Origin of the sequence: Asticcacaulis excentricus CB 48 (assembly GCF_000175215.2) — a bacterium.
GTDB classification, from domain to species: domain Bacteria; phylum Pseudomonadota; class Alphaproteobacteria; order Caulobacterales; family Caulobacteraceae; genus Asticcacaulis; species Asticcacaulis excentricus.
On sequence record NC_014816.1, the window covers coordinates 162,548 to 176,377 of the forward strand.

At 59.0% G+C, this 13,830-nt stretch carries 11 protein-coding genes; 8 read left to right on the plus strand and 3 right to left on the minus strand.

Going from position 1 to position 13,830, the window contains the following annotated elements; all coding sequences use genetic code 11:
* Positions 1-56: 56 nt before the first annotated feature.
* Together ASTEX_RS00745 and ASTEX_RS00750 are read left to right on the plus strand one after the other, a co-directional pair.
* Complete coding sequence (locus ASTEX_RS00745) at positions 57-680, plus strand: Tim44/TimA family putative adaptor protein (protein ID WP_013477689.1); 624 nt, start codon at positions 57-59, stop codon at positions 678-680.
* A 20-nt stretch (positions 681-700) separates the two neighbouring features.
* Positions 701-1,891: an MltA domain-containing protein gene (locus ASTEX_RS00750; RefSeq protein WP_245532513.1), complete on the plus strand. Its 1,191-nt coding sequence runs from the start codon at positions 701-703 to the stop codon at positions 1,889-1,891.
* A gap of 196 nt (positions 1,892-2,087) precedes the next feature.
* On the opposite strand, the gene ASTEX_RS00760 is transcribed toward ASTEX_RS00750, so the two are convergent.
* Positions 2,088-2,498, minus strand: a complete 411-nt coding sequence (locus ASTEX_RS00760; protein WP_013477692.1) for an MAPEG family protein — start codon at positions 2,496-2,498, stop codon at positions 2,088-2,090.
* A 140-nt stretch (positions 2,499-2,638) separates the two neighbouring features.
* Positions 2,639-4,123, minus strand: a complete 1,485-nt coding sequence (locus tag ASTEX_RS00765; protein ID WP_013477693.1) for a helicase HerA-like domain-containing protein — start codon at positions 4,121-4,123, stop codon at positions 2,639-2,641.
* A gap of 561 nt (positions 4,124-4,684) precedes the next feature.
* Between ASTEX_RS00765 and ASTEX_RS00770 the strand changes: the two genes are divergently transcribed.
* The 6 genes from ASTEX_RS00770 (at position 4,685) to ASTEX_RS00795 (ending at position 12,231) form a co-directional block, all read left to right on the plus strand.
* Positions 4,685-9,475 (plus strand): NAD-glutamate dehydrogenase, encoded by a 4,791-nt coding sequence (locus ASTEX_RS00770; RefSeq protein ID WP_013477694.1) that lies wholly within the window; start codon positions 4,685-4,687, stop codon positions 9,473-9,475.
* A complete protein-coding gene (locus ASTEX_RS00775) occupies positions 9,472-9,936 on the plus strand; it encodes a universal stress protein (RefSeq protein ID WP_013477695.1) in 465 nt (154 codons plus the stop codon). Before ASTEX_RS00770 ends, ASTEX_RS00775 begins: the two co-directional genes overlap by 4 nt.
* A gap of 106 nt (positions 9,937-10,042) precedes the next feature.
* A complete protein-coding gene (locus tag ASTEX_RS00780; RefSeq protein WP_013477696.1) occupies positions 10,043-10,609 on the plus strand; it encodes a NifU family protein in 567 nt (188 codons plus the stop codon).
* A 1-nt stretch (position 10,610) separates the two neighbouring features.
* On the plus strand, positions 10,611-11,282 hold the full coding sequence (gene tsaB / locus ASTEX_RS00785) for a tRNA (adenosine(37)-N6)-threonylcarbamoyltransferase complex dimerization subunit type 1 TsaB (RefSeq protein WP_013477697.1): 672 nt from the start codon (positions 10,611-10,613) through the stop codon (positions 11,280-11,282).
* Positions 11,283-11,303: 21 nt separating this feature from the next.
* Positions 11,304-11,747 (plus strand): ribosomal protein S18-alanine N-acetyltransferase, encoded by a 444-nt coding sequence (rimI, locus tag ASTEX_RS00790; RefSeq protein ID WP_013477698.1) that lies wholly within the window; start codon positions 11,304-11,306, stop codon positions 11,745-11,747.
* A gap of 73 nt (positions 11,748-11,820) precedes the next feature.
* Positions 11,821-12,231 carry a Fur family transcriptional regulator gene (locus ASTEX_RS00795; protein ID WP_013477699.1) on the plus strand — a complete coding sequence of 137 codons (411 nt, stop codon included), beginning with the start codon at positions 11,821-11,823 and terminating at the stop codon, positions 12,229-12,231.
* Here the strand turns inward: ASTEX_RS00795 and ASTEX_RS00800 are convergent, their stop codons facing one another.
* Positions 12,232-13,632, minus strand: coding sequence for a glycoside hydrolase family 28 protein (locus ASTEX_RS00800; RefSeq protein WP_013477700.1), 1,401 nt, complete (start codon positions 13,630-13,632; stop codon positions 12,232-12,234).
* Positions 13,633-13,830 lie beyond the last annotated feature (198 nt).

The following is a 13,830-nucleotide window of genomic DNA, read 5'->3' on the forward strand; positions in this document are numbered from 1 at the left end:
CTTTGCCTATATAGGGAAGATTAGACCTTGCTGTACCCCTGTTCGGAGACGTCTTGATGCCCTGGGACCTGCTGATTCTGGCCTTGATCGCCGTGGTCGTGCTGTTTCAGCTCTACAACGTGTTGGGCCGCCGCGTCGGATTCAAGGCCGAAGACAAACCCGTTGTCCCCAAGACCGAGGACTCGGAGGGCCCATTCAACAGGCCGGGTCAGGAGCCAAAGGCGCAGCCCGAACGCCTGCGTATGCCCAATCTGGACGCCTTAAAGTCGCGCGATGCCCATTTCAACGAGATCAATTTCGTTGAAAAGGCGCGTGAAGCCTATGAACAGATCGTGTTGGCTTTCAATCGCGGGGAAATCGAGGGTCTCAAGGATCGTTTGTCGGAAAGCGTTTATGGCGTCTTCGCCAAGGCCATCGAGGCGCGCGGTGAACAGAAGGCTATGACTGTGTCATTTGTCGAATCGCCGAAGACAGATCTCGATCAGATCGACCTGAAAGATGACCGGGCCTCGGTGCGTGTGCGCTTCCTGTCGGAACTCCTTTATGAGATGGCCGACCCGGACGGTGGCGAACCGAAAAAGGCGCATCGCCGCACGGCTGAATTCTGGACCTTCCAGAAAAACCTGAAATCGCCGACCAATCCGTGGATTCTGTCCCGTGTCGAGGCCGCCAAGGCATGAGCCTGAGGGGGAGGGCAGGGGTGCTGACCGTCGCACGGCGTCTGCTCGCCTATGGATGCGTGTCCATGGCGGCGCTGAGTCTGGTGGCGTGCGTCGAAACACCCAAGCCTCCGGTGGGCCCGTCACCCCTACCGTCACCGCCCGTCCCCGAGACAGACCCACAGCCGGTGCCGACGCCTCCTCCGTCTGAGCCTCTCGCGTCGCGGCCGTCACAAAGTCTTTCGGCTTTGCCAGGCTGGGGGGAGACGGACCCCTTTATTGCCCTTGAAGCCGTGCGCGGGGCCTGTGCCTATCGTCAGGGGCGCCAATACGCCCGGGCCTGCGATGCGCTTAAGACACAGGCGTTTGAACAGCCGGAAGAAATCAAGCAATGGCTTGAGGCCCGCTTTCGTGTCGAACGCATCGAAGGCGAGGGGCTTTTAACGGCCTATTTCGTGCCGGAATACCCGGCGACCACCACCCCTTCGCGCGAGTTTTCGCAACCCGTCCGTACCAAACCCGCCGACCTGGTATTGGTCGATGGGGCGCAAATGACCCCTCCACAGCCGGCAGGCAAACGCTTTGCGGCGCGCCGGGCCGGCGAGCTTTATGTGCCTTATTACACGCGCGCTGAAATCGAGGCCCAACCGGTCACGGGCCAGGCCTATTATATGCGGCCCGAAGACTATTTCTTTATGCAGATTCAGGGCTCTGGCTATCTGACGCTCGAAGACGGGACGCGCTTCATGGCGGCCTATGCCGCTGATAATGGCCTGCCGTTTGTAGGGATTGCCAAGACCCTGACCGAACGCGGTCTGATGAAGAAGGAACAAACTTCCGGCGAGGCTATTCGCCAATGGCTGGCCGATAATCGCGGCCCGGTGGCGCAGGAGGTCATGAACCAGAACCCGCGCTATGCCTTCTTTTCAATGGATATGACTAAGATGGAGCCGTTGGGCGCCGCGGCGATCCCGCTGCCCGCTGGCGCGGCCATTGCCATTGATCCGTCTTTCCACCCTTATGGTGATCTGTACTGGGTCGATGCGGATGCGGGTTCGCTCAGCGGCGCCTTCCCCGCCTACCGCCGCCTGGTGGCGGCCCTCGACACGGGTGGGGCCATTCGCGGAAAGATTCGCGCCGACCTCTATATGGGTCACGGCGACCGCGCGGGCCGCGAAGCCGGGCGCGTCAAGCACAAGCTGCGCCTGTGGCGTATCGTTCCGGCGGAATGATCTGCTATTTTTCTGAACGCTTCTGCTTATGCCTTCGGTACATGTCGCGCCAGTTATCGAAGCTGATGAATATGACAATCGCTACAATTGGTGCAGCAAAAAACACATAGATGCTTTGGATCAACGCGCCCGCAATGCTTAACCCAAAGAACGCGAGATACATGTAAAATATGCGGCCGCGTTTCATTGGACCCCTTTAAAAGTCAAACACCAGCCGGATGGCGCGCAGCGTCATATAGGCCAGTATGCCGGTGCTGGCGGCAAACACGCAAAAGCGCAGGATGACGTGGTTGCCGATGCCCTGCACCAGACTGTGGACAATGCGCAAAAGCACGTAGATCCACGCCAGAACCACGAACAACTGATCGGCTAAACCGGACACCTGAATCCCCAGACTGAGGGCGTAAAACAGCGTCGGCTGTTCGGTAAGGTGGGTATAGTTGTCCGCCACGGCGCGTACATCGGCGGGCAGGCGGAACAGGTGGCGCTTATCGGCAAACAACTGAAAGTCCTGCCCCAGTTGCAGCATGGCGGGTATGCGCCGGACATAGAGCCAGACGAGGACAATCAGTGACCAGGCAATAAGGGCAAGGAGCGGGGCAACCATGACCCCACTCTTGACGCGGCAACCGGTAAAAAAGCGTTAACCATATCCTCTTCCCTGAAAGACAAGCGATGCGGCGGGAGGCGGCGGCCGGCACTCAGAGCAGACGTAAGGGGTGTTTGCTTACATCTTCTGCCAGAGATCTATCTGCGTCGCGTGGTGCGCGTGGGCTTTTTCATCGACCCCAGAAGCCCGCGAACCAGTTCACGACCCAGCGTCACGCCGATGGTGCGGATAACGGAGACGGCGACCGAGGTGACGGCTTTTTCCGTGGCTGAAGGTTTATGCACTTCCGGCTTTTCGGTCTTTTCGGCGCGGGTAGTTTCGACCTCAACCGCTTCGCTCTCTTCGGTCTTGGCACGTGCCGTCAACAGCTCAAACGCGGATTCACGATCGCGCAAAGTGTCGTACATGCCCGATACCGGTGATTTGGCGATGATAGAGGCACGCTCAGCTTCGGTAGCGGGCCCCAGACGCGACGCCGGCGGGCGGATTTTTGATCTGGCCGTGACCGTGGGCGAGGCCTTTTCGTCGAGCACCGAGATCAGCGCCTCTCCGACACCCAGACCCTGAATGGCCTCGATGGTGTCAAAGGCCGGGTTGGGACGGAAGGACTGTGCCGCGGCTTTCAGCCCTTTTTGTTCGGCAGGCGTATAGGCACGCAGGGCGTGCTGGATGCGGTTACCGAGTTGCGCCAATACCGAATCCGGCACGTCCGCCGGGTTTTGCGTGACGAAATAGATGCCGACACCCTTGGACCGGATCAGGCGCACCACCTGCTCGATCTTTTCCAGCAACGGCTTGGGCGCTTCATCAAACAGAAGATGCGCCTCGTCAAAGAAGAAGACCATGCGCGGCTTTTCGGGGTCGCCGACTTCGGGCATCACCTCGAACAGTTCGGACAGCAGCCATAAAAGAAAGGTCGAATAGAGGCGGGGGCTGCCGATCAGCTTGTCGGCGGCCAGCACATTGACATAGCCCTTGCCGGAAATATCGGTACGCATAAGGTCTTCCAGACGCAGGGCCGGTTCACCAAAAAACTGCTCGCCGCCCTGACTTTCGAGCGCCAGTACCTGACGCTGAATGGCACCGATAGAGGCGGGGGACACCTGACCGTACTGGGCGCTGATCGCCTTGGCATTATCGGCCACGTGGTTGAGCATGGCGCGCAGGTCCTTAAGGTCAAGCAGCAGCAGCCCTTCCTTGTCGGCGACATGGAAGACGATGTTCAGCACGCCCTCTTGCACCTCATTGAGCTGGAACAGGCGCGCCAAAAGCAGCGGACCCATATCCGAAATCGTGGTGCGTATCGGGTGGCCCTTTTGGCCGAACAGGTCCCAGAAGACGACGGGGGCTGCGGCGGGCTTAAGCTCGATCCCCATTTCCTGTGCGCGCGCCAGAAGCTTTTCATTTGGATTGCCCGGCAAGCTGATCCCCGACAAGTCACCCTTCACATCGGCGGCAAAGACGGGCACGCCAGCGTCAGAAAAAGCCTGCGCCAGCACCTGAAGCGTCACCGTTTTACCCGTACCCGTCGCGCCAGCCACTATGCCGTGACGGTTGGCGCGGTTGAGCAGAAGCGTCTGATGGCTGTCGGCGGAAAAGCCGATATCGATTCCCTGGGTCATGTCGTTATCCTGTGTCGTAAACCCATGAATAAAGCGTCGCGAACGCCTTTGGCAAAAGGTATTTCAATTGCGCCGCACCAACACCAAAGAACACAGTTCTCTCACACAGAAGTGATAACCGCGCGATCAGGCCTGATTAGTGTCATCGGGCCTGCGTGCTACTATCGAGACAGCTCAGCGATGAGTCGTGGTTTGCGCCGCTTCCCCCCATAGGCCGCGCAGCCATTCCCGGGGTGGCCCTTCCCCCCATAAAGGGTGGCTCCGAAGAAGCCGCTCACCCGCCAGACCGGGTGAGCGGCTTATCCTTTCAGGCGGACGATGAACGCATGACCCCATTCCGTTTCGTCAGAAACTTTATTTTCCCCAAGCCGTTGTCTTCGCCTGTGCTTTTGGCGGATAATTCACCTATTATATAGGTGTGACGCTTAGCCTCGCGCCATAAAGCGCATTCCGAAAGTGTGAAACGGTATTCGGGTCCAAATGCGCAACGAACAAGGGTTAGAGCGGTGTTTGGCTTCAATCTGAGCCAAGCCACGCCCTAAAGTGCAGTGGATGGAATTCATGGACGACCTCAGCCTTTCGACCGAACTTGACGCCCTTGTCGCGGATGCGCGGGCAGGCATAGAGGCGGCCTTCACCGCAGCGCTCACGGGTCCGGCGGATGATGCGGCGCGCAGCTTTCTCGCCCAGTGCCTGGAAGACTATGATCCGGAAGAGATGCCCGAACTGAGCCTCGAAGAGGTGGGCCGCCTGTTTGCCCAATCCTGGGGCCGCGCCGCGGTGCGCGACGGGGCCGGGGCCCTGAAGACCATTACCCCTGTCAACAGCGCCCTTGACGTCGTTGAGATTGTTCAGCCCGACGCGCCGTTCATCGTTGAAAGCGTCATGGGCGAACTGATTGACCAGGGCCTGATCATCCGCTCCATGTTCCACCCGGTCGTCACCGTTAACCGCGACGACAAGGGCCAGCGCGGCAGTGGCAAGGCGGTCACCGAATCCCTGATGCTGGTCTTTGTCGGTCGCCAGCCCGCTGAAAAACACGCCGCTATCTTGTCGGGCGTGGAGAGGACGCTGAATGACCTGCGCGCCGCCGTGCACGACTTCCCCCGCATGCAGGCCTTGCTGGCTGAGGAGATGACGGCGCTGGAAGCCCTGAGCCTGCACCCGGTGGTGCAGATCGATCCGGCCGTGCTGCAGGAAGAACTGGCCTTCCTGCGCTGGGTGTCAGAAAACCACTTCGTCCTTCTGGGGGCGCGCACCTATGTCTATCCGCGCAGCCCCGACGGCAATTACGTCGCCGAAGAGCCGCTGAACCTGTTACAGGAAGAATACGGCGTCCTGCGCGACAAACGTGCCATCCTGCGTCGCGGGTCGGAACCGGCCATCCTCAGCCGTGAGCTTCTCAGCCATCTGGCCAGCTCCGAGCCCGTCACCGTGGCCAAGGGCAATCTGAAGTCGCGCGTGCATCGCCGCGTCTATATGGACTATATATCTATCAAGCATTATGGCGCCGATGGCAAACCGTCGGGCGAAACGCGCTTTGTCGGTCTGTTCACCTCGGACGCCTATGACCGTCCCGCCTTCGAAGTCCCCCTGATCCGCAAGAAGTGCGATCACGTCTTAAACGAATCGCGCCGGTTGGGCTTCAACAACGGTGGCTATGCCGAAAAGCGCCTGAAGAATATCCTTGAAACCTATCCGCGCGATGAGCTGTTCCAGATTCAGGAAAGCGACCTCTTACGCATCACGCGCGGCGTACTGCACATTTCCGACCGACCGCGCGTGCGTCTGTTTGCGCGGCGTGATCCGTTTGACCGCTTCATTTCGGTGCTCCTCTATCTGCCGCGCGATACCTATAGCGTTTCGGTGCAGGAACGCGCAGGGCAACTGCTTGCCGAAGGCTTCGGTGGCCGCGTCAGCGCCCTTTATCCGTTTGTTACGGGCGGTGCGCTCTCGAGCATCCACTACATTATCGGTGTGACGCCGGGCGGCCATCCCGACCCCAATCTCGCCGATATCGAAGACCGAGTGACCGATCTGACGCTCGACTGGGCGCAGCGTGTTGAGGACGCCGCTCTGGAGGCCGGCCAGACGCAGACCGATTATGTGAAATGGGCGCGCGCCATCCCCGTTGCCTATCAGGAACGCTATGGCATTGCTGAGGCCGTCACCGATATCGCCATTCTGGCAGGCCTGGATGAGGCGCACCCGCTCACCGTGCGCGCCTGGCAGCCGCAGGGGGCGAGCGACCGCTTCTCCCTGAAACTGTATGACCGCGCCGAAACCGCTATTCCGCTGTCCGACATCTTGCCGGTGCTGGAGCGCATGGGTTTGAAAACGCTGGAAGAGTTCGGTCACCGCATCGAATCCACCGACGTACCGCGCCACTTTATCCACGAATTTATCGTGCAGTTACCTGCCGCGCACCCGACAGCCTTTGCCGATTTCCGCGAGGATTTCGAAGGGGCATTGATGGCGCTGTGGCGTGGCGAAACAGAGATTGACGGCTTCAATGCCCTGACGCTTCTGGGCCTGAGCTGGCGCGAGGCCGCCCTTTTGCGCGCTCTGTGTAAATATCGCGGTCAGTCCGGCTTAGACCCCAGCGCCATTGTGCAACAGCAGGCTCTTCGCGCGTATCCGGATGTGGCGGCGGCGCTGGTCTATCTGTTTGATCTGAAATTCGCCGTCAATGACACGCCCATCGATACGCGCAAGGTCGAGGTCGAGGCGGCGCTTAACCGCATCAACACCCTGCTTCAGGGTGTGACGTCTCTGGAGCACGACCGCGTCCTGCGGCGTCTTGCGGCCCTGATCGGGGCCATCCAGCGCACCAACTATTACCAGAACAGGGGCTACATCTCGTTCAAGATCGCCTCGCGCGAACTGGCCGACCTGCCTGATCCCAAGCCCTATCGCGAAATTTTCGTCTGGTCGCCGGTGGTCGAAGGCGTGCACCTGCGCTTTGGGCCCGTGGCGCGCGGGGGTCTGCGCTGGTCCGACCGTAAGGAGGATTTCCGCACCGAGGTGCTGGGCCTCGTCAAGGCGCAGCAGGTGAAGAACGCCGTCATCGTGCCCGTCGGATCCAAGGGCGGCTTCTATCCCAAGCAGCTCCCGGCCGGGGGCGCGCCGGACGCGATCCGCGCCGAGGCGGTGCGGGCGTACAAAATGTATTTGTCGGGTCTGCTTGATATCACTGACAATCTCGATGCCCAGGGCGGCATTATCGCGCCAAAGAACGTGGTGTGCTGGGACGCGCCAGACCCTTATCTGGTCGTCGCGGCGGACAAGGGCACGGCAACCTTCTCCGACATCGCCAATGGCGTCGCGCGCGATTACGGCTTCTGGCTGGACGACGCCTTCGCGTCGGGCGGCAGCGTTGGCTACGACCACAAGGTCATGGGAATAACGGCGCGCGGCGCGTGGGAAGCGGTCAAGCGCCACTTCCGCGAACGCGGCAAGGACATCCAGAGCGAGACCTTCACCACGGTCGGCGTCGGTGACATGTCGGGCGATGTCTTCGGCAACGGCATGTTGCTGTCAAAGCAGACAAAGCTGATCGCGGCCTTTGATCACCGTGACATCTTCATCGACCCGAACCCCGATCCGGCCGTGTCCTTTGCCGAGCGTGAGCGTCTGTTCGCCCTGCCGCGCTCAAGCTGGCAGGACTATGACAAGGCGAAGATTTCGGCGGGCGGCGGCGTCTTTTCGCGCGGCCTGAAGTCGATTGAGCTGACGCCGGAAATCCGCGCGGCGCTCGATATTCAGGCCACGAGCCTGACGCCGTTTGAGCTGATGCAGGCCATTTTGCGTGCCCCGGCGGAGTTGCTCTATTTCGGGGGCATCGGCACCTATATCAAGGCGGCGTCGCAGTCGCACCTTGAGGTCGGCGACAAGGCCAATGACGCCATCCGCGTCGATGCCGGCGATATCCGTGCCGCCGTAATCGGGGAGGGGGCCAATCTCGGTATCACTCAGGCCGGTCGGATCGCGCTGGCGGCGCAGGGCGTGAAGCTCAATACCGACGCCATCGACAATTCGGCGGGCGTCGATTGTTCGGACCACGAGGTCAATATCAAGATCCTGCTGGGGCGCCTCGTGCAGTCCGGTCGCATGACACTTGAAGCGCGCGATGTTCTGCTGGCCGAAATGACCGATGAGGTCGGGCATCTGGTCTTGAAGGATAACTATGCCCAGACACTGGCCCTGACCCTTCTGGAATCGACGGCCCTCAGCGACAATGCCTCGATGCAGGCTTTCATGACGGCGCTCGAAAAGCGCGGCAAGCTCGACCGCAAGGTCGAAGGGCTGCCCACCAATGCGCAACTGGAGGCGCGTAAGGCGCAAAATGCCGGGCTCTATCGTCCGGAACTGGCGGTCGTACTGGCCTATGGCAAGATCGTGCTGTTCGACGATCTCATTGAGACGACCGCTATCGACGATCCGGTCTTCGAAGAGGCCCTGATCGACTATTTCCCCAAGCCACTGCACGGCTTTATTGACGACATCCGCGCCCACCGTCTGCACCGCGAAATCGTGGCCACGGTTCTGTGCAATGAGATGATCAATATTCTGGGCCCCAGCTTCCCGCTGCGTTTGCAAAAGGCGGCGGCGGTGGACGCCGGGGCGCTGGCCCTGTCGTTTGAAGGCGCGCGGCGTCTGTTCGAGACCGATGCTCTGTGGGCTGAGGTGTCGGCGCTGGATGCACAGATTCCCGCAGCGGCTCAGACGGCGCTTTATAACGCCATCGCCACGTTCCTTCGCCGTCAGGTCTATTTCATTGCCCGTCGTTTCGCCGGTCGCCCGGAGACCCTGACTGAAGTGATCAACGCCTATCAGACGGGCATTGCCACTTTGATGTCCGCACAAGGCGTGCTCAGTCCAAACGAAGCGGCGCGCGTTGAGGCACGGGCGCAAAAACTGATTAGCGCCGGTGCGCCTGAAGACCTGTCGCGCCGGGTGTCGGCTCTGTTGTCGTGGACAAGCGCCATCGATATGGTGGACCTGGCCGACGGGGGGGATGTCGTCGACGCGGCGCGCCTCTATTTAGCGACGGGGGAACGCTTTGGCTTTGACCGTCTGCGCGCCGGAGCGGGAGAGCTTTATTCGGCTGATCCGTGGGACCGCATGGCCATCCGCCGGCTTATTGAAGACATCTACGCCGAACAGAAGTCGGTCGTGGCCGCTGTGCGTCGTGACGCTCAGGGTCTTAAGGCCTGGGCTGAGGCACAGGCCGCACAGGTGGCACCGTTGCAGTCTCTTCTGAGTGAAATCGAAAGTACGGGTGCCGGCTGGAGCTTCGCCAAGTTGAGCATTGTCAATGCCGCCTTGCGTCAGTGGGTACAGAAACTATGAGAAAGTTTCTGGTCATCGCCGATGACAGCGCCGAATTCCGGGCAGCGCTCAGCTATGCTTCGGTGCGCGCACGCGTGACGCAGGGCATGGTCACCCTGCTGCGCGTGCTACCGCCCACCGACTATAGCCAGTGGGCGGGGGTGCGTGATGAAATCGAGCGCGAACAGCGCGAAGAGGCGGAGACGCTTTTGTCCACCCTTTCCGACGAAGCGGCGGTCAAGTCCGGGCGTCCGGCGGAAATCATCATCAAGACGGGGCAGATGAAGGATGCCATCCGCGAAGTCCTGATCGCCGACCGTGATATCAAGATCATCGTCATCGGTGCGTCGGGCGGCAATCCTGGTCCGCTGGTTAATCTGCTGGTCCGCGAAGGGGTAGGGACGCTGGGTGGCACGCGGCCTGTGCCGGTAACCGTGGTGCCGGGTGACATCAGCGACGAAGCGATCGAAGAGTTGATGTAGGCGCAAGCCCTTCCATTCAAATCAGGGGAGGGGCTCATTCAAAGCCCTCTTGCCATCGTCTGCGTTTACCCCCATTTGAGCGTGAGATTTACCCGGAAAGTCGCTCATGTTTATCCAGACCGAAGCCACGCCTAATCCCGATGTCCTGAAATTCATCCCCGGCCGCGAGGTTCTGGGCAAAGGGTCTATGGAATTTCGTACCGAGACCGATGCAGAGAAATCTCCGCTGGCCCTGTCGCTGTTTCAGATTGACGGCGTTTCGGGCGTCTATTTCGGCTCTGACTTTCTCACGGTGAAGCGCGACGCAGAAGCGGGTCTGATCTGGGCGCAGATCAAGGCACCCATTTTAGCCGCCATTATGGACTTCTATGCATCCGGTCGCGCTATCCTTAATGAGGAGGGCGCCGTCAATGAGCGCACCTATGAGGGGGAGGTTGCGCAAATCGTTCTGGAGATCAAAGACTTACTCGATACGCGCGTGCGTCCCGCCGTGGCGCAGGATGGCGGCGATATCGAATTTGAACATTTCGACATCGAGTCCGGAACGCTTTATCTGCACATGCGCGGGGCCTGCTCGGGCTGCCCGTCCTCATCGGCCACGCTGCGCCAGGGTGTGGAATCTCTGATGAAGCACTACGTACCGGAAGTTAAAACCATCGAACAGGTCCTGTAAGTTGGCACTCGCCTTTGTCATTGATACGGCTATTAACGCCTGTCAGGTGGGTCTTTTCGCGTATAAAGACGGGTCCGTCTCTGACGTGGCAACGCTCTCGGAGCGCATGACGCGTGGACATCAGGAATTTATCGGTTCCGCTGCTCTAAAATGTTTCGAAAAAGCTGGAATAAATCCGCGTGATGTCGATATTCTGGGTGTTACATTAGGGCCCGGGTCGTTTACCGGCTTGCGTGTCGGGCTGTCTTTTGCCAAAGGGATGGCGTCCGGACTAGGCATCGGTCTACGCGGGTTTTCGACCCTGGAGTTGATGGGACGGGCGGCGGATTTTGACCATCAACGCAGACTGATCGCACACGATGCCGGGCGCGGGCAGGTCTATTGCCAGTGCCTTGAGGCCGATAACTCGGTTTCATCGATTAAATCGTATGATATTGTAAAATTAGATGAAATCGACGCGGGTGGCGACTGGAACTGGCTGATTGGTTCGGCGGCGCCTCTCTTAGCAGAACGCTACCCGCAGGCACAGATCGCCGCGGATGTCTTGCCGGACTTAAAGGCTATGGCGAGACTGTGCTTTGCGCCAACGACCGCCTATGACGATCTGACACCGCTCTATATGCGCGACGCGGATGCCAAGGTTTCGGACAAGTCGGTGGTCAATTTCGGCTGAGAAAAGAAACTTCCGGAAAGCATGAACAAAATTCTCCATATCGAAGAATTCGACCCGCGACTGGTACAAATCCACGCGCAGACCTTCGATTTCGGCTGGAAAGATTCCGATTTTTCAGAATATTTAAAGCGTGCAGATCATACCTGCTTTGGCCTCTATGACGGCGACGCACTTCAGGCTTTTGTGCTGATTTCGGCCGTCGTGGATGAGGCAGAGATCCTGACCATAGCCACCGATCCGCGGGTCCAAAGACGCGGCCATGCGCGTGCCCTATTGCAGCACCTGATAGCGCATCTGGCGCATAAACAGATCCGAAGTCTGTTTCTAGAAGTGGCCGTCGACAACCCCGCTGCCATCGCCCTTTATGAGGGTCTGGGCTTTCGCCAGGTCGGCCGTCGCCCTCTCTATTACAGCCGCCGCGGCGGTGCGCTGGTGGACGCCCTTATTCTCAGTCTTGCGGTTTGAGACGATTGCCCTTAATTCCATAGGGGTGCGGCGCAACGCCGCAATGTGTAAACAATAAATCCGGGAGGGCCGCATGGACCGTATCGAACAGCAATGCGTCGAAAAAGGTATGCGCATGACCGATCAGCGCCGGGTGGTTGCCCGTGTGCTATCTCAGGCCACCGACCATCCGGATGTTGAAGAACTATACCGCCGCGCGGCTGCGGTTGATCCGCATATTTCGCTCGCCACCGTCTACCGCACTGTGCGCTTGTTCGAAGAGGCGGGCGTCGTCGAACGCCACGATTTTGGTGATGGCCGTTCGCGCTATGAACAGGCGGGTGAAGACCATCATGACCACCTGATCAATATCAAATCGGGCGAAGTGATCGAATTTTTCGACGAAGAGATCGAGAAGCTGAAAACCGCGCTCGCCGAAAAGTTAGGCTACAAGCTGGTTGGTCATAAGCTGGAACTGTACGGCGTGCCGCTCGACGACAAGTGATCAGGCGCGGTTGACCAGCCCCTGAACATTCTGCGTCTTGATCGCCGTGTCTGTCAGGGTGTTAGCGCGTAGCCGACGCAGGGACACGGTTTTTACCGGCATGTCGGTTTCGGCCTTAATCAGGCAAAGGTGTTTCGCCTCTTCCACGCGCACGTCAGACAGATAAAGTCCCTCGATAGGCGTGAGTTTACGCACATAGGTCGGCAGCAAGGTGCGCCATTGATAAAGCACATCGGTTTCCACGGCTAAAAGACTGCCCTGAATCTTCGTTGCACTTACATTGCGCATGTGGATGTTTTTGACGTAACCCCCACGACGTTCGTTGGTTTTGACATAGAGCAGGTTGTTGATGGGTACTGCCCAGCCGTCGTCGCCTTTGCCATCACCCACAAAGTGGCAGTTATCGACAAAGATGTTTTCAATGCCGCCGGATAGTTCGCTGCCGACGGCCATTAGCTGATGGCCGTTCTTGATGCGGCAATTGCGCATCACGACATTCTTTGTCGGTGTGTTCAGTCGCCAAGCGTCCATGTCGCGGCCAGACTTGACGGATACGGCGTCGTCACCCTGGTCGAACACGCAGTCCTCAATAAGCACGTTCTGGCTCATTTCCGGATCAACGCCATCATTATTATGGCCGTGCGCGCGAACCTTAACGCGGCGGATTACCACGTCACGGCATAGCAGGGGGTGAATCGTCCAGAAGGGACTGTCTTCGATCGAAATGTCTTCGATAAGCACATGGCGGCAGCGGTTAAACTGCACAAAATGCGGCCGCAAATGGTTTTCACCTTCAACCATCTGACGCGCTTCGACAGGCACACCCTTATAGGCCAGATCGTAAAGCCTCACGAGCGCATCCATATGTGGCTTCGGGCGCTTGTACCAAACCTGCCAGACATCGAGCTTTGCCTTCAGCTTACCTTCGCCACTAAGCCCTACATTTTCGCAGTCAAACGCATAGACCAGTGGTGAGTAGTTGAAACACTCAATCCCTTCCCATGAGGTCTGGACCGGCGGTAGGTAATCTTCCGGCTTTTCGGAAAAGAGCAGCGTTGCGCCCTTAGATAGATGCAGGTTGACATGGCTCTTCAGGTTTATCTTGCCGGTGGGCCATATACCTTGCGGAACGATGACATTCCCTGAACCGGCCCTATGGGCGGCATCAATGGCCTTTGCGATGGCGGCTGTTGTGGCCGCCTGATCGTCAGTAGAGGCACCAAAATCGGTGATGGGGAAACGTTGGGCTCGCGAAAAATCGGGTACGCGAAGAGACGGCATATCAAAAGGTGCGCTGACCGACAGATGTTTGTGGCTCAGGCCCGATGCGGCCTGGGCGGCGCCGGTGACTAGGGGCACAGCGAAACCTGCGTATAGAACCGACCGGCGTGAAAGGCTCATCTCTCTCTCCCGTAGGGGTCCGCTGACGGTTGGAGCGCGCGACTTGCAAAGCTCCGCACGTGGCGATCTTCTGCTTTTTATTCGATCAAATTATCATATAAATCGATCAATAACAATCAAAAAGCGTCATTGTCAGAGTTTGGATCGTGCGACACCATGTGGATAAAATCCGGTGTTTGGCCTTGAAAAAGGACGCCT

Excerpts from the sequence above, each read along its gene's own strand:
- ASTEX_RS00795 (WP_013477699.1), top strand. The coding sequence starts at position 11,821 with ATGGACCGTATCGAACAGCAATGCGTCGAAAAAGGTATGCGCATGACC.
- ASTEX_RS00775 (WP_013477695.1), top strand. The coding sequence starts at position 9,472 with ATGAGAAAGTTTCTGGTCATCGCCGATGACAGCGCCGAATTCCGGGCA.
- ASTEX_RS00800 (WP_013477700.1), bottom strand. The coding sequence starts at position 13,632 with ATGAGCCTTTCACGCCGGTCGGTTCTATACGCAGGTTTCGCTGTGCCC.
- ASTEX_RS00765 (WP_013477693.1), bottom strand. The coding sequence starts at position 4,123 with ATGACCCAGGGAATCGATATCGGCTTTTCCGCCGACAGCCATCAGACG.
- ASTEX_RS00780 (WP_013477696.1), top strand. The coding sequence starts at position 10,043 with ATGTTTATCCAGACCGAAGCCACGCCTAATCCCGATGTCCTGAAATTC.
- ASTEX_RS00745 (WP_013477689.1), top strand. The coding sequence starts at position 57 with ATGCCCTGGGACCTGCTGATTCTGGCCTTGATCGCCGTGGTCGTGCTG.
- rimI (WP_013477698.1), top strand. The coding sequence starts at position 11,304 with ATGAACAAAATTCTCCATATCGAAGAATTCGACCCGCGACTGGTACAA.
- ASTEX_RS00760 (WP_013477692.1), bottom strand. The coding sequence starts at position 2,498 with ATGGTTGCCCCGCTCCTTGCCCTTATTGCCTGGTCACTGATTGTCCTC.
- ASTEX_RS00770 (WP_013477694.1), top strand. The coding sequence starts at position 4,685 with ATGGACGACCTCAGCCTTTCGACCGAACTTGACGCCCTTGTCGCGGAT.